16 protein-coding genes and 1 riboswitch are annotated in these 18,632 nt (G+C 59.8%); of the genes, 11 read left to right on the top strand and 5 right to left on the bottom strand.

Annotation, left to right across the window (positions count from 1 at the left end):
- The first annotated feature begins 94 nt into the window (after positions 1-94).
- Positions 95-370, top strand: a complete 276-nt coding sequence (locus tag AC1Z24_RS26375; protein WP_483743335.1) for a hypothetical protein — start codon at positions 95-97, stop codon at positions 368-370.
- Positions 371-452: 82 nt separating this feature from the next.
- Here the strand turns inward: AC1Z24_RS26375 and AC1Z24_RS26370 are convergent, their stop codons facing one another.
- The gene (locus AC1Z24_RS26370; protein ID WP_483743334.1) at positions 453-1,619 is read right to left on the bottom strand and encodes a 1-acyl-sn-glycerol-3-phosphate acyltransferase; all 1,167 of its coding nucleotides are present in this window, start codon (positions 1,617-1,619) and stop codon (positions 453-455) included.
- A 122-nt stretch (positions 1,620-1,741) separates the two neighbouring features.
- On the opposite strand from AC1Z24_RS26370, the gene AC1Z24_RS26365 reads away from it, so the two are divergent.
- The 4 genes from AC1Z24_RS26365 (at position 1,742) to AC1Z24_RS26350 (ending at position 3,736) form a co-directional block, all read left to right on the top strand.
- Positions 1,742-1,924 (top strand): CPXCG motif-containing cysteine-rich protein, encoded by a 183-nt coding sequence (locus tag AC1Z24_RS26365; RefSeq protein ID WP_259107184.1) that lies wholly within the window; start codon positions 1,742-1,744, stop codon positions 1,922-1,924.
- Positions 1,924-2,184 (top strand): putative signal transducing protein, encoded by a 261-nt coding sequence (locus AC1Z24_RS26360; RefSeq protein WP_483743333.1) that lies wholly within the window; start codon positions 1,924-1,926, stop codon positions 2,182-2,184. Before AC1Z24_RS26365 ends, AC1Z24_RS26360 begins: the two co-directional genes overlap by 1 nt.
- Before the next feature lie 30 nt (positions 2,185-2,214).
- The gene (locus tag AC1Z24_RS26355; RefSeq protein WP_483743332.1) at positions 2,215-2,850 is read left to right on the top strand and encodes an SOS response-associated peptidase; all 636 of its coding nucleotides are present in this window, start codon (positions 2,215-2,217) and stop codon (positions 2,848-2,850) included.
- Positions 2,851-2,917: 67 nt separating this feature from the next.
- A complete protein-coding gene (locus AC1Z24_RS26350; protein ID WP_483743331.1) occupies positions 2,918-3,736 on the top strand; it encodes a M48 family metallopeptidase in 819 nt (272 codons plus the stop codon).
- Positions 3,737-3,781: 45 nt separating this feature from the next.
- Here the strand turns inward: AC1Z24_RS26350 and AC1Z24_RS26345 are convergent, their stop codons facing one another.
- The 3 genes from AC1Z24_RS26345 to AC1Z24_RS26335 all read right to left on the bottom strand — a co-directional run bounded on the left by AC1Z24_RS26345 (position 3,782) and on the right by AC1Z24_RS26335 (position 6,769).
- Entirely contained in the window at positions 3,782-4,369 is a 588-nt protein-coding gene (locus AC1Z24_RS26345) for a TMEM165/GDT1 family protein (RefSeq protein ID WP_259107194.1), read from the bottom strand.
- A gap of 87 nt (positions 4,370-4,456) precedes the next feature.
- A riboswitch (yybP-ykoY riboswitch) is annotated at positions 4,457-4,577 on the bottom strand.
- A 38-nt stretch (positions 4,578-4,615) separates the two neighbouring features.
- The gene (locus AC1Z24_RS26340) at positions 4,616-5,614 is read right to left on the bottom strand and encodes a methyltransferase (RefSeq protein WP_483743330.1); all 999 of its coding nucleotides are present in this window, start codon (positions 5,612-5,614) and stop codon (positions 4,616-4,618) included.
- A gap of 189 nt (positions 5,615-5,803) precedes the next feature.
- Positions 5,804-6,769 (bottom strand): 2-hydroxyacid dehydrogenase, encoded by a 966-nt coding sequence (locus AC1Z24_RS26335; protein ID WP_483743329.1) that lies wholly within the window; start codon positions 6,767-6,769, stop codon positions 5,804-5,806.
- A 77-nt stretch (positions 6,770-6,846) separates the two neighbouring features.
- On the opposite strand from AC1Z24_RS26335, the gene AC1Z24_RS26330 reads away from it, so the two are divergent.
- From AC1Z24_RS26330 to AC1Z24_RS26305, 6 genes are all read left to right on the top strand, one after another.
- Positions 6,847-7,476, top strand: a complete 630-nt coding sequence (locus tag AC1Z24_RS26330; RefSeq protein WP_483743328.1) for a LysE family translocator — start codon at positions 6,847-6,849, stop codon at positions 7,474-7,476.
- 241 nt (positions 7,477-7,717) lie between these two features.
- Entirely contained in the window at positions 7,718-9,400 is a 1,683-nt protein-coding gene (locus AC1Z24_RS26325; protein WP_483743327.1) for a fatty acid--CoA ligase, read from the top strand.
- Positions 9,401-9,745: 345 nt separating this feature from the next.
- On the top strand, positions 9,746-11,683 hold the full coding sequence (locus tag AC1Z24_RS26320) for a DUF1302 domain-containing protein (protein WP_483743326.1): 1,938 nt from the start codon (positions 9,746-9,748) through the stop codon (positions 11,681-11,683).
- 31 nt (positions 11,684-11,714) lie between these two features.
- Positions 11,715-13,079, top strand: a complete 1,365-nt coding sequence (locus AC1Z24_RS26315) for a DUF1329 domain-containing protein (RefSeq protein ID WP_483743325.1) — start codon at positions 11,715-11,717, stop codon at positions 13,077-13,079.
- Positions 13,080-13,324: 245 nt separating this feature from the next.
- Complete coding sequence (locus AC1Z24_RS26310; RefSeq protein WP_483743324.1) at positions 13,325-16,057, top strand: winged helix-turn-helix domain-containing protein; 2,733 nt, start codon at positions 13,325-13,327, stop codon at positions 16,055-16,057.
- A 166-nt stretch (positions 16,058-16,223) separates the two neighbouring features.
- Complete coding sequence (locus AC1Z24_RS26305; protein ID WP_483743323.1) at positions 16,224-17,363, top strand: transporter substrate-binding protein; 1,140 nt, start codon at positions 16,224-16,226, stop codon at positions 17,361-17,363.
- Positions 17,364-17,434: 71 nt separating this feature from the next.
- Here the strand turns inward: AC1Z24_RS26305 and AC1Z24_RS26300 are convergent, their stop codons facing one another.
- Positions 17,435-18,631 (bottom strand): cyclic di-GMP phosphodiesterase, encoded by a 1,197-nt coding sequence (locus AC1Z24_RS26300; protein ID WP_483743322.1) that lies wholly within the window; start codon positions 18,629-18,631, stop codon positions 17,435-17,437.
- Between the last annotated feature and the right edge of the window lies 1 nt (position 18,632).

Here is an 18,632-nt window from a genome sequence, read left to right as displayed (position 1 = left end):
GATTCAGGTTACGTTAAGGTGACGAACGTTAAATTGGCCGGGTAGATCAATCTGAATTCCGGCGTCTGTGCAAAGCGGCGCCACCGAGGCCCGCATGTCGTCCCTTCCTTTCACCCCCGCCATCATTCTCAATCTGCTCGCCCTGGTGGCTGCTGCGCCGGGCATCTGGTTGCTGCTGGTTACCCGAAACAGGGAGCAGCGCGAACTGGACCATCTTGCGGCCCTGACTGAGCAGGCGCCATTCGACGAGCCGATGTATCTGATGGATGTGGCGAGCCTGCGGATGAACCGCTTGTGCTACCGCGTCGGTTTTGCCTGCCTGGGGTTGGCATTGTTGACGTCGTGGCTGAGTACGCAGTTGCATGGTTGATCTGTAGGACCGGCTTTAGTCGGGAGAGCGTCCTCGCGACTAAAGCCTCTCCTGCGAGAGGCGCGGCAGTCTGCAAGGCGTACTAAAGCGCCAACCCCGCCTTGATCCGATACTGATTACGTACAGGCGTCGCGTATTGCAGGATCAGGTAAGGGCGATGTTCCACCGGGCAGCCCTCAAGACGGCGTTGCCATTCTTCCCTGGCCTTGGCCAGTTCATCAGCGGCGAACACCTCATCGGCCTGCGGCACGTTCAGGCTCGCGTCGGCATCCGCCCACTGCGCATAGGCCAGGTAATGCACGGGGAACAAGCGATAGCCGCCGAGAATCTGCCGATCCATTTCAATGGCCAGCTGTTTGGTGTCTTCAAACACTTCGCTGATCGGCGGGGCAAAATTGATATGGACCCGGCCTTTATAGCCGGTAATGCCCAAGGCAATGCTGACGTCATCTTCGCCCGGTGCCTTGGTGTAGCTGCCGGTGGTAGCGCGGATGTATAGCTCCCGGGCCTTGGCCTGGTCGCAGGGATCATATTCGTAGCTGATCGAAACGGGCGTCAGGTTCAGCGAGCGAATCACCTCGCCAAACGGCTCGTCCTTGCGGCTCATATGGAACATCTTGAGGATTGCCGACTCGGTACGGTCGTCGCCGTCCTTGGCCCGGCCTTCGGCCTGGGCGATCCAGATCGAGGCGCAATCGTTGCGGATCGAGTGGTTGATATAAGCCGAGAGCAGCTGATAAGCCGCCATCTTTTCCCGCCGCCCGGCAATCGAACGGTGCACGATAAAGCTCTTGTTCAGGCGCATCAGATCGCTGACGAAGGGCTTTTGCAGCAGGTTGTCGCCGATGGCGATGCGCGGCGTCGGCAGTCCGGCGTGATACACGGCGTAATTGACGAACGCCGGGTCCATGACGATATCGCGGTGGTTGGCCAGAAACAGGTAGGCCACCCCGGACTTGAACTGCTCGACGCCGGTGTAGGTCACACCGTCAGTTGCCCGTTCGATGGTGTGATCGACGTAGGCCTCGACCTTGTCCTGCAGGGCGGCGACCGAGTCGATCCCGGCGAATTCGCGACGCAGGCGATGGGCGATGACCGGTTGCAGCAGCCAGCCCAGACTTCCCGACAGGCGCGGGAAGCGGAAATGCGTGAGGATAGCGAGAAATGCTTTGTCACCGAGCAAGCGCGCCAGGACAGCGGCTACTTCGGTGTCGTCGTACGGTCGGATGGCATCAAATTCGCCCATCATGTTCTCTTGTTGGAAATGGCTGAATGGAAAACCGGGGCTTTAAAGATATTGTCGTCTTAAATTGAAACAAATGACCCCTGAACAGCCCGCGATTATACGCACAACTCACCCCGGAGGCCCCGATGCAGGAAATACAGGCTTATGACTGCCCTTATTGCGGCGAACCGGTAGAAGCGGTGCTGGATCTGTCCGGCGGCGACCAGCAGTACATCGAGGATTGCCCGGTGTGCTGCCGACCTATCGTGTTCGACCTGCAAACCGATGGCGAGGACTGGAATCTGGACGTACGCAGCGAGAACGAGTGATGCAGAAAATCTACGAGCCGGAAAACCTCATGGAAGGCGAGTTGCTACAGGCGATGCTGGCCAGCGAGGGCGTCGAGGCCCATCTGACCGGCCGTCACCTGCTGGGCGGGATCGGCGAGCTGCCGGTGTTCGGCCTGCTGGGTATCAGCGTCGACAACGATCAGGCCGAGCGGGCACGGGCGCTGATCACTGCGTACAATGGTGCGTCGCCATTTAACGGCGACGAGCCGGATGTCTTTCCCGACGTATTGGTCTGTTAACCCACCCGCAAGAACGAGTCCGATTGCCCCATGTGTGGACGTTATGCCCTGTTTCGATGGACGCCCGCCTTTGCGGCCTTGCCCGGCTTTCCTGGCGATCAGCGAGCGCAGTGGAATATCTCCCCCGCCGACAGCGTGCTGATGATGCGCGCCAACCCCGAGGCACCCGGTGATGTCGAGCTGGCGCGGGCGCGTTGGGGGCTGACTCCGGCCTGGCTGACCGACCTGTCCCGCACCCCGGCCCATGCCCGCGCCGAAACCCTGGCCGAGCAGCCGATGTTTCGCGATGCCTTTCGTCAGCGCCGTTGCCTGCTGCCGGCCAATGGCTTTTATGAGTGGCGTGGCAGCGTGCGCAAACGACCGTTCTGGCTGACGCCAGGGGAGGGCTCGGCGCTGTTCTTTGCGGCGATCTGGGAGGCGTATCCGGTGCAGGAACATGTTTATCTGAGTGTTGCGGTGGTGACTCAGGCGGCAGCGACCCAGCGCCGTCCTCTTATTCTCGACAGCGCCGGGCAAAAGACCTGGCTTGATGCAGAGGCCTCGCAACCTGCGTTGCTCAGTCTGCTCGCCAGCCCACAAATAGCCTTGCGTGAGCGGCCGTTGGCCAATCTGGTCAACGATCCTAAATTGAATGCACCAGAATGTTTGACGCCGTTGGGGTCTTGAAGCACGCCGGGCGAGAACGTATTGGTAAAACAGCAGACTAATGAACATGTTTCCAGGGAGCATCACCATGCGTCAGCTATTTATCTTGAGTGCGCTCAGCGCGGGGTTGCTGCTCGGCGGTTGCCAGGCAGTCAATACCACCCAGGGCGATGCCGTGGGTGTCGAGCGCAAGCAATACATGTTCAGCATGCTCTCGACCCAGGAGGTCAACGAGATGTATGCCAAGTCCTACACCGAAACGGTGAGTGAGGCGGGCACCAAAGGTGTGCTGGACAAGAACAGTGCCGAAGCCAAGCGTGTACAGACCATTGCCAATCGCTTGATCGCCCAGGCGCCGAAGCTGAGGCCGGATGCGGCGCAGTGGCAGTGGGAAGTGAACCTGATCAAGAGTGACGAGCTGAACGCCAACTGCGGGCCGGGCGGCAAGATCATTGTCTACAGCGGCCTGATCGATACCTTGCAACTGACCGACGATGAAATCGCTGCGGTGATGGGTCATGAAATCGCCCACGCCCTGCGTGAGCATGGTCGTGAAGCCATGTCCAAGGCCTACGGTGTGGCCATGGCCCGGCAGGGTGCCGGGGCGCTGCTGGGTATGGGCGAGGACAGCCTGAAATTGGCCGATACCGTGGTCAATTACAGCCTGACCCTGCCCAACAGTCGCAGCAATGAAAACGAAGCCGACCTGATCGGCCTTGAACTGTCGGCGCGGGCCGGTTATGACCCTAACGCCGCCATCACCCTGTGGCAGAAAATGACCCAGAAGTCCGGCGGTTCACCGCCTGAGTTCATGAGTACGCACCCGGCTTCACAAAATCGTATTGCTTCGTTGCAGGCAGCCATTCCCAAGGTCATGCCGTTGTATCAACAGGCACCGAAGTCCTGACCCCCGCAAAGGCGGATCGCGTCGCAACGACGCGATCCGTCGTCGTTACACCCAGCCACTGACCTGCATGGCGTTGTACACCGCGACTATGGCCAGGACGAAGAACGAACAGGCAGCCAGGCGGCGAATCAGCGTCAGCGGAAGTTTCTCGGCGGCGAAATTACCGGCCAGCACCACTGGAACGTTGGCCAGTAACATACCCAGGGTCGTGCCCATGATCACCATGAACAGGTGGCCGGTGTACTGAGCTGCGAGCATGACCGTGGCGATCTGCGTCTTGTCGCCGATTTCCGCGATGAAGAAGGTGATCAGGGTGGTCATGAACGGGCCGAACTGACGTTTGGTACTGGCTTCGTCGTCGTCCATTTTGTCCGGCACCAGGGTCCACAGCGCTGTCGCGGTGAAGCTGGCGGCGAGGATCCAGTGCAATGCGGCGTCGGAAACGAATCCACTGAACCAGGCGCCCACGGCGCCGGCGGCAGCGTGATTGGCCAGGGTCGCGGCAATAATGCCGGCGATGATTGGCCAGGGCTTGCGGAAGCGAGCGGCAAGAATGAGAGCAAGCAGTTGGGTTTTGTCACCGATCTCGGCAAGCGCAACAATACCGGTGGGGACCAACAGGGATTCCAGCATCAGGGTTCCTAAGGGGCGGGTCGACACGGCTATGACACGTACAGCCTTCCCGCCCCGGGTAAGGTGTGCGTGTCATAGGTCTTGTCAAACCTCGGATCTATCTAAGTAGATTCCGGGTCGTACGCACCATGGTCTGAGGACCAAGTATGTTGATGCGTACCGGACGAGCGCTGGGCTCGTGGGAGACTACTCCCCTAGGACGGAGCGGATTTTGCCTACCTCAATGCCATTGAGCAAGCACTTATTTCACTTGCGTTTGGCATTGTAAACGCGAAAACCATTGCCTTCAGCCTTGGTCACGCAGGGGCCCAGATGCTCCTCGATCAGCGGTTGGTAGCGCAGGAAACTATTGGCTACTAGCCGAAGAACGCCGCCATTTTTCAGATGTTGGCGGGCTTTTCGCAGCAAGTTTTCCGTCGCCTGATAATCCGTGTGCACCCCGACATGGAACGGCGGATTGGTCAGGATAGTGTCCAGGCCCATCGGCGCGGCGTCGATGCCATCACCGGTAATCACCTCGGCTTCGAGACCATTTGCCGCCAGGGTCAGGCGACTGCTGGCAGTGGCGAAGGCGTCGACATCGAGCATGGTCACGCTGTTATGCGGGTAACGCCGCTTGATTGCCGCGCCCAGGACACCCGCACCACAGCCGAAATCCAGCAGGTGGCCGCTTGGCAGCTTGTCGAGGTTTTGCAGGAGCAACGCCGAACCACGATCCAGGCGGCCATGGCTGAAGACGCCGGGCAGGCTGATCACGGTCAGGGGGCCGTCTTCCATCTCGATGGGGTAGCGCTGTGCCAGGCTTTCCAGTTCCACGGCCTGGGGCGCGTCTTCCACGGTGACTTGCCAGAGCTGGCAATGGCGGGCGCTGTCGAGCTTGCGGGCACGGCCGAAGGGGCTTAACTGGCGGGCTGCGGCTTCGATGCCGGAGCGCTTTTCGCCGACCAGGAACAGCTCGCGACCGGCCAGGCGTGAGGCGAGGGCGTTGAGCAGGTAGTCGGTCAGGTCCCGAGCCTTGGGCAGGAACAGCACTGCGGCGTCGAAGCTGTGCTCAGGCGCGTTGACGCCAAAGTGCGTGCGTTCCGGGAAGCGCGCATCAAGCGCTGCTTGATCGCCAGCATGCCAGCACCAGCCACGGGCATTCGGCAGCTTGCCCAACAGATCGTCGGCGGGCAGCCCGGTCAGCAGCAGCGAGCCCTGAAACAGCTCGGCCTGACGGAGTAACACTTCACTGCGCGGGTCCATGACGGGCTCCTGGAAAAAGGGGCGCAGTTTAGCAGGGTTGTCGGTGTCCGCGGATTTCAGACGGGCGCTGTAGGAGCGAGGCTTGCCCGCGAAGGCTATCTCTCAGGCCCTACAGCTCTATCGGATGTACCGGCCTCTTCGCGGGCAAGCCTCGCTCCCACAGGTTTTGTGTTTGTCGCGATAGCGTTGTCAGCTGACCACTCGCAGCTCCTTGCCAGCAAAAAACGCCTGGGTATTCTCGGTCACCTGGCTGACGATGCGCTGTCTTGCCTCGCGGGCGCCCCAGGCGCTGTGAGGAGTGATGATCAGGCGTGGAATATCGTCGGCCAGTAGTGGATTGCCGGCCACTGGCGGTTCGACTGTCAGCACGTCGGAGGCCGCGCCACCCAGGTGTCCGCTGCGCAGGGCGTCGGCCAGGGCCTGTTCATTGATCAGCCCGCCTCGAGCGGTATTGACGATAAAGGCGCCGGGCTTGAGCAGGCTCAGGGCGTGGGCATCGATCATGTCGCGGGTGTGCTCGTTCAACGGGCAGTGCAGGGTCAGGGCGTCGATCTGTGGCAGCAGCTCGGCCAAAGGCAGGCGATCCGGGCGGGCAGGGCGGCCGGGAATCTGCCCGAGCAGCACGCGCATGCCGAAGGCTTCGGCGAGTTTCGCCACCGCGCCGCCCAGTTCGCCATGACCGAGCAGGCCAAGGGTTTTGCCTTCCAGTTCGACGATGGGGAAGTCCAGCAGGCAGAACTGCTTCGATTTCTGCCACTGACCTTGCTGCACGGCGCGCTGATAGTCCGGCAGGGACGTGGCCAGTGCCAGTAACAGCAACAGGGTGTGCTGGGCTACCGACGGTGTGCCATAGCCCTGGCAGTTACAGACGGTAACGCCATGTTCCCGGGCGGCAGCCAGGTCGACATTGTTAGTACCGGTGGCGGTGATCAGCACCAGTTTCAGGTCCGGGCACGCGGCAAAGGTCGCGGCGTTGATCATGATCTTGTTACTGATCACTACCTGCACGCCTTGCAGGCGTTCGATCACCTGATCCGACGTGGTACTGGCATAGAGTTGCAGGTCGCTGAAACAGGCACGCAGCGCGCCCAGATCAAGGTCGCCCAGGTCCAGGGAGGTGTAGTCGAGGAAAACTGCTTTTGCTTGATTACTCATCAGCTGTACCTTTTTCAAAGAAAGGGGAAGGCGTAGATTGTTTCAACTTTTGTAATCGCCATGACCCTGGAGGCCTTATGTACTGGGCGGAGTTTCTCACTGTTGCCTTGATTCACCTGCTTGCTGTCGCCAGCCCCGGCCCCGATTTTGCCGTAGTCGTGCGCGAAAGCGTTACTCATGGGCGTAAAGCAGGCACCTGGACCGCCATGGGCGTCGGCACCGCGATCTTCCTGCATGTCGGCTATTCGCTGCTGGGGATCGGCCTGATCGTTTCGCAATCTATCGTGCTGTTCAACGCCTTGAAATGGGCGGCTGCCGCATATCTGTTGTACATCGGCATAAAAGCCCTGCGCGCCAAACCCGCCAGTGCTTCTGACGCACCGGTCGATATCGCCACCGGCGTACGCACTGCCCGGGGCGCCTTCACCAGCGGCTTCATCACCAACGGCCTGAACCCCAAGGCGACGCTGTTCTTCCTGTCGCTGTTCACCGTAGTCATCAACCCGCACACACCACTGGTGGTGCAGGCCGGTTATGGCGTCTATCTGGCCCTGGCCACCGCCCTGTGGTTCTGTCTGGTGGCGCGGCTGTTCAGCCAGGAGCGCGTACGCGCCGGGTTTGCCCGCATGGGGCACTGGTTCGATCGGGCCATGGGCGGGGTGTTGATTGTCATTGGCGTGAAATTGGCGTTGACCGAGGCGCATTAAATCTCACGAAACCGTGGGGCCGGCTTCAGCCGGGAGAGCGCTCTCGCGGCTAAAGCCGGTCCTACAGGTTTCAATGTTACTGCCCTTCACGCCATTTCCGCCCTTTCGAGCGGCCCTGACGCCAGAATTCCTACGTACGTTTGTCCAACAAATCATCCCTTCGGCTGATTTGGCTGGCGGGCGAGGGCTCTAGAGTGCATATTTTTTCGGCCAAGCCTGTGCACCACGAAAAGGGATTCTTATGTTGCAGACTCGCGTTATTCCGCCCGCTGATGGCGCCTACCAATACCCTCTGTTGATCAAACGGCTATTGATGTCCGGCAGTCGCTACGAAAAGACACGCGAAATCGTCTACAGGGATCAATTGCGCTACACCTATCCGACCCTGGTCGAGCGCGTTGCGCGTCTGGCCAATGTGTTGACCAATGCCGGGGTCAAGGCCGGGGATACCGTGGCGGTCATGGATTGGGACAGCCACCGTTACCTGGAATGCATGTTTGCCATCCCGATGATTGGCGCGGTGGTGCACAAGGTCAACGTGCGCCTGTCTGCGGAGCAGATCCTCTACACCATGAATCACGCTGAAGACCGCTTTGTATTGGTCAACAGCGATTTCGTCGGGCTGTATCAAGCGATTGCCGCGAATCTGACCACGGTGGAGAAGACCTTGCTGCTGACCGATTTGCCGGAGAAGACCGCCGAGCTGCCCAATCTGGTCGGCGAGTACGAGACCCTGCTGGCGGCGGCGAGCCCGGAATACGACTTCGAGGATTTCGACGAGAACTCCGTCGCCACGACGTTCTACACCACCGGTACCACGGGCAATCCCAAGGGCGTGTACTTCAGCCATCGGCAGCTGGTGCTGCACACCATGGGCGTGGCGGCGATCATGGGCTGTATCGACAGCGTGCGCCTGCTCGGCACCAACGACGTCTACATGCCGATCACGCCGATGTTCCATGTGCATGCCTGGGGCGTGCCGTATGCGGCGACCATGCTCGGTCTCAAGCAGGTCTATCCCGGCCGTTATGACCCGGAACTGTTGGTGGAATTGTGGCGCAAGGAGAAGGTGACCTTCTCCCATTGCGTGCCGACCATCATGCAGATGGTGCTCAATGCCAAGGCCGCCAAGGACGTCGATTTTGGCGGCTGGAAGATCATTATCGGCGGCAGTTCCCTCAATCGTTCGTTGTACGAAGCGGCCAAGGCCAAGGGTATCCAGTTGACGGCGGCTTATGGCATGTCGGAAACCGGGCCGCTGGTGTCGGTGGCGCACTTGAACGACGAGTTGATGGCGGGCACCGAAGACGAGCGCATCAGTTACCGCATCAAGGCAGGCGTGCCGGGCATGCTGGTCGAAGCGGCGGTGGTCGACGAGCAGGGCAACTTCCTCCCGGCCGACGGCGAGTCCCAGGGCGAACTGGTCCTGCGCGCCCCGTGGCTGACCGAAGGTTATTACCGCGAGCCGGAAAAGGGCGCCGAACTCTGGAAAGGTGGCTGGCTGCACACTGGAGACGTCGCAACCTTGGATAGCATGGGCTTTATCGATATCCGCGACCGCATCAAGGATGTGATCAAGACCGGCGGTGAATGGATTTCTTCCCTGGCCCTGGAAGACCTGTGCAGTCGCCATCCGGCGGTGCGCGAGGTGGCCGTGGTGGGTATTGCCGATCCGCAATGGGGCGAGCGACCTTTTGCGCTGCTGGTCGCCCATGAGGGACAGACTATCGATGCCCGGGACTTGAAGGAGCACCTCAAGCCTTTCGTTGAGTTGGGGCATATCAATAAATGGGCGATCCCCCACCAGATTGCCCTTGTTACTGAAATTCCCAAGACCAGCGTAGGCAAGCTCGACAAGAAGCGCATCCGCCTGGACATCATCGAATGGCAAAGCACTAACAGCGCCTTTCTCTCCACGCTCTAAGCCCTGGCCCGCCGAGCTCCTGCCGTACGGCGGGCCGCTCTGGCGGGCGCTTCCCTTGCCAAATCAGAAAATTAAGCCATCCTCCCTGCACCTGTTGGAAATACAGGGCAAATAGCCATTCCAGACGGTTTTCACGCTGCAAATCACACTTTAGAGGGATCAAGCAGTTCAGCCTGCTGGCTATAGTCGGCACAGGACAACCAGAACGTTAAACGACCCGCGCTTGTATGGCGGCCTCCTTAGGCTGCGAGACGCGGGACGTACCCGGCAGGAGCAGAAATTGAAAGCCGGGGCGCTCTGCAAGTACTGACTGCCATAAAAATAAAAGCACATGGAGTAGCGTCGATGACATCAACAAACCAGTTCTGGCGCCGGGCGAAACTGCCTTTGGCCGTCAGCCTCGCTTCCACGCTCGCAGGTCCCGCGTTCGGCATCTCATTCAACATCGGGGAAATCGAGGGTAATTTTGACTCGTCGCTGTCGCTGGGCGCCAGTTGGTCCACGCAAAGCCCGAACAAAAACCTCATCGGTTCCAACAACGGCGGCCACGGCCTGTCGCAGACTTCCGATGACGGCCACCTGAACTTCAAGAGCGGCGAAACCTTCTCGAAGATCTTCAAGGGCATTCACGATCTCGAGCTGAAGTACGGTGATACCGGCGTGTTTATCCGGGGCAAGTACTGGTATGACTTCGAGCTCCAGGACGAGAGCCGCGAATTCAAGGACATCAGCAATTCCAACCGCAAAGAGGGCGCCAAGTCGTCTGGCGGGCAGATCCTCGACGCCTTCGTCTACCACAACTACTCCATCGGCGACGAGCCGGGGTCGGTACGTTTTGGTAAGCAGGTCGTCAGCTGGGGTGAAAGTACCTTCATCCAGGGCGGTATCAACAGCATCAACCCGGTCGACGTGGCTGCGTTCCGTCGCCCTGGCGCGGAAATCAAGGAAGGCTTGATTCCGGTCAACATGTTCTACCTGTCGCAAAGCCTGACCCAGAACCTCTCCGCTGAAGGTTTCTACCAGCTGGAGTGGGACCAGACCGTTACCGACAACTGCGGTACGTTCTTCTCGCAGCCTGACGTGATCTCCGACGGTTGCAAGAACAATCTGGCGGTACTGCGCAGCCGCAGCGGCCTGAACAGCTCCCTGACGGCAGCCGGCCTGCCTGCCACGGCGCGTGGTGCCGTGCTCAATTCCCTGGGCCAGCAAGGCGTGAATTTTGGCAACCCGGACGAGGGCGCTATCGTCAAGCGCGGCCCGGATCGCGATGCCCGCGACAGCGGCCAGTTCGGCGTCGCGTTCCACTACAACTTCGAGCCGCTGGACACCGAATTCGGTGCCTATGCCATGAACTACCATAGCCGTGCGCCGATTTTCAGCGGCAAAGGCGGCCCGGCCAGTGCCTACAGCGCTTCCGGTCTGGTCGGTTCGCTGGTGCGCAACGGCATTCCACAGGGAACCGCGACGGCCCTGGCGCCGACCCTGCTGCCAGTCGTGGTAGCGGCCAACTCCAGCTACTACGTCGAATACCCTGAAGACATCCATCTGTATGGCCTGAGCTTCTCCACCACCCTGCCTACCGGTACGGCGTGGAGCGGTGAGTTCAGCTACCGTCCGAACGCACCGGTACAGCTCAATACCACGGACATCCTCTATTCCGGCCTGAGCCCGCTGAACCCTAGCGTTTCACTGCTGCAAGGCCGTCCAGGCGAGGATCAGAAAGGCTATCGCCGCAAAGAAGTCAGCCAGATGCAAACCACCTTCACCCACTTCTTTGATCAGGTGATGGGTGCCGAGCGTCTGACCATGGTGGGCGAGGTGGGCTGGACCCACGTCGGGGGCCTGGAAAGCACTTCGAAGTTGCGGTACGGCCGTGATCCGAGCTACGGCCCTGGCCCATTGCCGAATGGTCAGTGCACCACGCTCAACGCCAGCACCCTGACAGGCGCGGCGCAGAACAACCTCAGCCGCTACTGCGAAAACGACGGCTTCACCACCACCGATTCCTGGGGTTATCGCGCCCGGGCGATCTGGGACTACAACAGCGTCTTCGCCGGTGTAAACCTTAAGCCAAGCGTGGCCTGGTCCCATGATGTGAAGGGTTACTCGCCAGGTCCTGGCGGCAACTTCGAGGAAGGTCGCAAGGCGATCAGCCTGGGTCTGGATGCCGAATACCAGAACACCTATACCGCGAGCCTTTCCTACACCAACTTCTTCGATGGCAAATACACCACCGTGGATGACCGCGACTTCGTTGCGCTCAGCGTTGGCATGAACTTCTAAGAACACGGCTTTTTCAGGACGACATATGAAAATGAAAACAACAAAGAGCCTGTTACAAGTAGGCGTATTGAGTCTGTCTCTGCTGGCGACAGGTGTGATGGCGGCAGTCTCTGCCAGTGACGCAGCAAAACTGGGTACCACTCTGACCCCGATGGGCGCGGAAATGGCCGGCAACGCCGACAAGTCGATCCCGGCCTGGAGCCCGATGCCGGCCAACGCCGGTGCGGTGGACAGCAAAGGCTTCCTCGCCAATCCGTACGCCAGTGAGCAACCGCTGTTCATCATCACTGCGCAGAACGTCGACAAGTACAAGGACAAGCTGGCACCGGGCCAATACGCGATGTTCAAGCGTTATCCGGACACCTTCAAGATGCCGGTCTATCCGTCCCATCGCGGCGCCACCGTGCCTGCCGATGTGTTCGCGGCGATCAAGCGCAACGCCACCAACACCAACCTGGTGGGCGGTGGCAACGGTCTGGAAAACTTCGAAACTGCCGTACCCTTCCCGATCCCGAAGGACGGTACCGAAGTCATCTGGAACCACATCACCCGTTATCGTGGCGGTAGCGTCAGCCGCCTGGTAACCCAGGCTACGCCACAGACCAACGGTTCGTTCAACCCTGTGTATTTCAGTGACTCGTTCGTCTTCCGTGACAAGATGAAAGACTTCGATCCGAAAAACCCCGGCAACATCCTGTTCTACTTCAAGCAGGAAGTGACCGCACCGTCGCGTCTGGCTGGCAGCGTGCTGCTGGTGCACGAAACCCTCGACCAGGTGAAAGAGCCACGGGCTGCGTGGGTCTACAACGCCGGTCAGCGCCGCGTACGCCGCGCCCCGCAAGTGTCCTATGACGGGCCGGGTACTGCGGCGGATGGCCTGCGGACCTCCGACAACCTGGACATGTACAACGGTGCCCCGGATCGCTACGACTGGAAACTGATCGGCAAGCAAGAGATGTACATTGCCTCCAACAGCTACAAGCTCGACGATCCGAAACTGAAGTACACCGATATCATCAAGGCCGGTCACCTCAATCAGGACCTGGCGCGCTATGAGTTGCGTCGTGTCTGGCACGTGACTGCGACCCTGAAGGAAGGTCAGCGTCATATCTACGCCAAGCGTGACTTCTTCATCGACGAAGACACCTGGCAGGCAGCGGTGATCGATCAGTACGACGGTCGCAACCAGCTGTGGCGTGTATCCGAGGCCTACGCCGAGAACTACTACGACAAGCAAGTCCCGTGGTACGCCCTGGAAGCCATCTACGACCTGCAGTCTGGCCGTTACCTGGCACTGGGCATGAAGAACGAAGAGAAGCGCGCTTATGACTTCGGTTTTACCGCCACCATCAGCGACTTCCAGCCCAACTCCCTGCGTCAGGAGGGGGTGCGCTGACAGTTGATACATCGTTGAAAGTGCGCCGTTGATCACAGCTACTGCGCGTTGAACTCCACACAAACGCCCCGACTCGTCGGGGCGTTTGTGTATGCGCTCGGCTATGGCCGTATATTCTTTTCGATGATTGTGGGGATTTTGTTACAGACTTTTAGGAAACCGCCTACAAAACCCCTTGCTTAACCGCTAGTCTCGGGACATCCGCAACGCCGATAAATAGCACTTTCGAATAACAAGAGCCGGCTATGAGTGATTTGTCCCGTTTGCAAGGATTCGCAGACAGCGTGATACCCGCGTTGGAAGGGCGATTCTTTCGACCCCCGCTGCCGGACGGCTATGTTGCCCGTGCCCGGTTGTGCGAACGGCTGCACGCCGGATTGTCCGGGCGCCTGCTGCTGGTCAGTGCTCCGGCGGGATTTGGCAAAAGTTCGCTGGCCGTGGAGTTCTGCGAAAACCTGCCGCGACAATGGCAGAGCCTGTGGCTGGGTTTGAGTCAACGCGACAGTGATCCGGGCCGTTTCCTCGAACGCCTGCTGGCCGGTCTGCAACAATTCTTTCCGCAATTGGGTGGCCAGGCCCTGGGCCTGTTGAAAATGCGTCAGCGTCATCAGCCCTTCGCCTTCGAAGAATGGCTCGACGGTTTGCTGGACGAACTGGCGCTGCACCTGATTCCCGGCAGCCCGGTTTTATTGGTGCTTGATGACTACCATCTGGCGCAAGGCCCGGTGCTGGACCGCTGCCTGCAATTCTTCCTCAATCATTTGCCGAGTGGACTGGTGGTGATGGTCACCAGCCGCCAGCGACCGGACTGGCACCTGGCACGCTTGCGCCTGTCCCGGCAATTGCTCGAACTCAATGAGCAAGACCTGCGCCTGACCCACGCCGAATCCCTGGCGGTGCTCGATCAACAGGGCAGCGCCCTCAACGGCGAAGCGCTACACACCCTGATCCAGCGCAGCGAAGGTTGGGTGGCCGGGCTGCGCTTCTGGTTATTGGCCGCATCCGAGGCGGGGGACAACACCTTGCCCCAGGCGCTGCATGGTGGCGAGGCGCTGATCCGCGACTATCTGCTTGAAGAAGTCATCGATTGCCTGCCCACCGATGTGCAGGCCTTCCTTTATGAAACCGCGTGCCTCGAACGCTTTTGCGCCGAACTGTGCAACGCCGCCCGGGACAGCCACGATAGTGTGTCGATGCTCGGCTATTTGCAGGCCCATCAAGTGTTTCTCGTGCCACTGGATGAGCACGGTCGCTGGTTCCGCTATCACCATTTGTTCTCCGACCTGCTGCGGGCGCGGGCGACTCAGACGGTAGGGCCACAGCAACGCCGCCTGCATCTGAACGCCTGTCGCTGGTTCAGTGAACAAGGATTGCTCGACGAGGCAGTGGAGCAGGCCTTGCGTGCCGGACATGTGGATGTTGCGGCGAATCTGGTGCAGAACCTGTCGGAAGAAAAACTGCTGGCTGAGCAGAATATCGGCCTGCTGCTGCGCTGGAAGATGGACTTGCCTGACAGCCTGCTGATCAGCACACCACGGCTGATCGTGCTCTATTCCTGGGCCCTGGGTCTGGCCTGCCAGCTCGATGCTGCTGAAGAGCTGAGCGCACACTTGAGCCGCTTCCTGCCCGCGCCATCGGCTACCGCGCAGAAGTCCATGCTGGCGCAGTGGCTGGCCCTGAGCGGGATCATTGCCCGTGGACGTGGCGAGCGGGACAAGGCGCAGCGTTATTGCAGTGAAGCCCTGTCCAGTCTGCCCAACCTGCGTTACGGCCAACGCTTGATGTGCCTGTCGACCCTGGCCAATCTGGCGGTAACCGAAGGCGATCTGTGGCGGGCGAGGGCGTTGAACCGCGATGCTCTGGAACTGGCCCAGCGCGTGGCCAATCCGCTGTTTGAAGCCCTGGCCCACTACGACCGTGCCCGGGTGTTGCAGGCCAGGGGCGAGACGCTGCGTGCCCTTGAGGAAGTCCGCCAGGGGCTGCAACGTCTCAAAGGCTTGTCGGCGCAACGCCTGTACGCCATTCGCGCGCGGCTGAACTGTTACGAAGGCTATCTGCTGACCACGCGCCTGCAAACCGAAGCCGGTCGCGAGCGCCTGTTGGCGGGGCTGAGTGAAGCCCGGGCCTGTCGCGATATCAGCGTGTTGATTGCCCATTGTGTGATCGCCGGGCTCGAAGGCCGGGCCGGGCGCTTTGCTGCGGCCTTTGCCGAGCTGGGTGAAGCCGAGCGCCTGATGCATATCTGGGATGTGCCGCCGATCTACTACCTGGCGATGATCACACTGGTCAAATGCGAGCTATGGCTGGCCCAGGATCGCATCGACCTGGCCGAGGCGTGGCTGGTACGTCTGGCGCAGACCTACAGCGGCGAACAGGCGGCCACCGCGCCCGAATGCTTGCCGCATCTGCCGTATCTCATTGACGTGCAGCGCGCCGTGCTTGAGCGTATTCAAGGTAAAAACCAGGCCTCGGTCGAACGCCTGCAAGCCTTGGAACTGTGCGCGCAAAAGGCCGACAGCCAACTGATGCGCCTGATCGTCCTGAATCAGCAGATCCTTTCGCTGATGGGCACTCCCGACGAAGGCCTGGCCCGGGATCTGTTCAGCCAATGCCTGCAGGCCGCCATGGGCGGAACCTTGTCACCCTTCGAGGAACTGATCGAGCGCCATCCCCTGTGGGTGAAAGAAATGCTGCTGGTGCGGGCGCCTTGTCCGGTGCGCGATGCCCTGATGCAACGGTTGCCGGTTACCCTGGCGGCAACCCGGGAAATCGGTGACCAGGCGGATAACCTCAGTGCCCGGGAGCTGTCAGTGCTGCAACTGATTGCCCAGGGTTGCTCGAATCAGGAGATCAGCGAACAGCTGTTTATTTCTCTGCATACCGTTAAAACCCACGCCAGTCACATCAACAGCAAGCTTGGCGTCGAGCGACGTACCCAGGCCGTGGCGCGCGCCCAGGAAATGGGTTTGCTGGGCTGACAGAGCGATCGCAATTTTCCTACGCGAACAGGCAAATTTTCCACGCCAACCTTTAGCGCATGAGCTAGTGTCTCTGGGGTAAGCGAATGATTTTCCTGCACGGATTGCCATCGTTAAGCAAAACCTGACCGGGCTGCAATCGTCAGGTTTTTCTGGAGTCGATCATATGCGCTGCACCTTCGACGTAGGCTTACTGTTTTCCACTGATGGCGGCTACAAGCGCCTTGGGCTCGCGGCTCTGTCCGGCGCTCAGCAGGCCTTGGCCGAAATCAACAATGATCCGCAACTTGACTTCTCCCTGCGTGCCCACGCATTCAATCCCCAGGGTTTTCTGCATCGCTATCGCCAGGGCGCCCAGGCGTTACTGCAGGATGGTGTGCGGCATATCTTCGGTGGCACGACTTCGGCCGGGCGCAAGGAAATCATGGGCGCCCTTGAGCGTCGTGATGGCCTGCTCTGGTACGGCAGCCCCTACGAGGGCTTTGAGAGCAGCGAGCGAGTGATCTATCTCGGTGCCTGCCCGAACCAGACTCTGTTGCCGTTGCTGCGCTATGCCCTGGAGCACTTCGGCAAACGGGGAGTATTGCTGGGCGCCAACTCCATCTGGGGATGGGAATACAATCGCATTGCCGTCGAGGCAATGAATGCTGCCTGCGCCGAGGTGGTGTTCGAACAATGCGCCAGCCTGGGCGCGACCCAATTCGGCGACGTCGTGGCAAAAATCATCGCTGAACGCCCTTCGTTCATCCTCAACAATTTACTCGGTGATTCAGCCAGCGCTTTTCTGCGGCAGCTGGATCAGGCCTGTCAGGCGAATGGCCTGAGTTTTCCGGTACTCAGTTGCAGCCTGAGCGAAGCCGAAGCGGATGCCATTGGCGAGCTGCGCTGCCTGCGCTTATTGTCTTCCGGGACTTTTTTCGAGGACGTCGACCTGGCTTTCTGCGTGCATCAACAACAATTGCACGGCGCGGTCGCCTGCTCCCATTACTACGTCAGCAGCTACGTCGCGATGCATCTGTTAGCGCGTGCCCTGCAGCATTTGGGCAGCGATGAGCCGGTGGGCCTTCGTCGTTATCTCTGTGAACACGCCGAGGACACCGTGCTGGGGCAACTGAAATTTTCCCTGCGCAATGGTCACAGCCCGTTGCCGTGCCATATTGCGGAATTGCATCAGGGGCGCTTCTTGCGTCTGCATAGCGAAGCACAGCCGCTTGCCCCCAGCCCCTACTTGACCAGTAACGACCTGAGCGAGTTTTATCGACTGCGTGATCCGGCCCGGGAACCGCATTGGTTGCGGGTCAAGTGATACCGAACTGCAAGTGGATGGCCTATGGGGAGGGGGTAAAGCATCCTTGCCTTGCGATCATTCCATGAGGATCAAAGCTTTTTCTTGCACCAGATCTCGTCGATGTTGCTGATACCCCAATCATCAGGAGACTCGATGCGCACAATCGGATCGCGATCGTACTGGCTGGCCAGGTTGATCACCTTGGGTTCCAGTTGCTTGCGGGTCAGCGCCGACATGAATACTTTGACCTTGGGCAGCAACAGCGAGGTGTCATTCTGCTCGACCACCACGCCCAGGCGACCGCTTTCCAGCCGCACCAGTGCGCCGACCGGGTAGATCCCCACCGTTTTGACGAAGCTCTGGAAGACCTTCTCATCGAAGTGACCTTTCCAGGTCGCCATCTCACGAATCGAATGCGCCGCGCCCCAGCCCTTTTTATAGGGGCGCTCGGAGGTCACCGCGTCGTACACGTCGCAGACCGCGCCCATGCGTGACAGCAGGCTGATTTCTTCCCCTGCAAGCCCGTGGGGGTAACCGGAACCGTCGACTTTTTCGTGATGGTGCAGGCAGACGTCCATCACTGACGGGATGACATGGCGATTTTCCTGAAGGATTTTCAGGCCCTCTTCGGGATGTTTCTTCATCGCCACGAATTCCTCCCGGGTCAGGCTACCCGGCTTGTTGAGGATTTCTATCGGAATCATCATTTTGCCGACGTCATGCAGCAGCCCGGCGGCACCTGCTTCGCGTACCTGATTCTCACTCATGCCCATGCGTCTGGCCAGGGCAATCATCAGGGCGCATACCGCGACTGAATGCATGTAGGTGTACTCGTCGGAGTTCTTCAGGCGCGACAGACTGATCAAGGCGTGGGGATGGCGCATGATCGAGTTGGAAATTTCCCCAACCAGGAAGGCCACATCTTCCATGTCCATTGCCCTGCCCATGCGCGCGTCAGTGAACATGCCCATGACCGCCGTCTTGGCCTTGTTGCAGATCTCCTGAGCGCGGTTGATTTCTTCGTCCAGCGTGGTCGGTTCGGTATCAACTACGTCATCGCCCTGCAGTCCGTCCTGCGAGCCGCAGCACTCATCAGGGCGTTTGCCCCGGGCGGTATCAATCCATACTTCTGTGGTAGTGGATTGTTGAATAAGCTTAAGTACTTCAATATCTTGCAGTTCAACTTCAACGTGCTTTATCCAGAACGGATCATTTCCCCATGGGCGGCAAAATTCGTGGATATACATACCCAGAGCAAGTTCGGAGACGCGGATTTTTTTTAGCATG

The sequence above is a fragment of the Pseudomonas sp. JL23 genome, assembly GCF_056933585.1.
The sequence above is the reverse complement of the archived record's forward strand: the minus strand, read 5'-3'. Positions and strand labels throughout refer to the sequence as shown.

Bases quoted from the DNA above. Each gene is read 5' to 3' on its own strand.
- AC1Z24_RS26345 (WP_259107194.1), bottom strand. From the start codon at position 4,369: ATGCTGGAATCCCTGTTGGTCCCCACCGGTATTGTTGCGCTTGCCGAG.
- AC1Z24_RS26355 (WP_483743332.1), top strand. From the start codon at position 2,215: ATGTGTGGACGTTATGCCCTGTTTCGATGGACGCCCGCCTTTGCGGCC.
- AC1Z24_RS26370 (WP_483743334.1), bottom strand. From the start codon at position 1,619: ATGATGGGCGAATTTGATGCCATCCGACCGTACGACGACACCGAAGTA.
- AC1Z24_RS26375 (WP_483743335.1), top strand. From the start codon at position 95: ATGTCGTCCCTTCCTTTCACCCCCGCCATCATTCTCAATCTGCTCGCC.
- AC1Z24_RS26365 (WP_259107184.1), top strand. From the start codon at position 1,742: ATGCAGGAAATACAGGCTTATGACTGCCCTTATTGCGGCGAACCGGTA.
- AC1Z24_RS26325 (WP_483743327.1), top strand. From the start codon at position 7,718: ATGTTGCAGACTCGCGTTATTCCGCCCGCTGATGGCGCCTACCAATAC.
- AC1Z24_RS26315 (WP_483743325.1), top strand. From the start codon at position 11,715: ATGAAAACAACAAAGAGCCTGTTACAAGTAGGCGTATTGAGTCTGTCT.
- AC1Z24_RS26305 (WP_483743323.1), top strand. From the start codon at position 16,224: ATGCGCTGCACCTTCGACGTAGGCTTACTGTTTTCCACTGATGGCGGC.
- AC1Z24_RS26350 (WP_483743331.1), top strand. From the start codon at position 2,918: ATGCGTCAGCTATTTATCTTGAGTGCGCTCAGCGCGGGGTTGCTGCTC.
- AC1Z24_RS26340 (WP_483743330.1), bottom strand. From the start codon at position 5,614: ATGGACCCGCGCAGTGAAGTGTTACTCCGTCAGGCCGAGCTGTTTCAG.
- AC1Z24_RS26320 (WP_483743326.1), top strand. From the start codon at position 9,746: ATGACATCAACAAACCAGTTCTGGCGCCGGGCGAAACTGCCTTTGGCC.
- AC1Z24_RS26360 (WP_483743333.1), top strand. From the start codon at position 1,924: ATGCAGAAAATCTACGAGCCGGAAAACCTCATGGAAGGCGAGTTGCTA.
- AC1Z24_RS26330 (WP_483743328.1), top strand. From the start codon at position 6,847: ATGTACTGGGCGGAGTTTCTCACTGTTGCCTTGATTCACCTGCTTGCT.
- AC1Z24_RS26310 (WP_483743324.1), top strand. From the start codon at position 13,325: ATGAGTGATTTGTCCCGTTTGCAAGGATTCGCAGACAGCGTGATACCC.
- AC1Z24_RS26300 (WP_483743322.1), bottom strand. From the start codon at position 18,631: ATGCTAAAAAAAATCCGCGTCTCCGAACTTGCTCTGGGTATGTATATC.
- AC1Z24_RS26335 (WP_483743329.1), bottom strand. From the start codon at position 6,769: ATGAGTAATCAAGCAAAAGCAGTTTTCCTCGACTACACCTCCCTGGAC.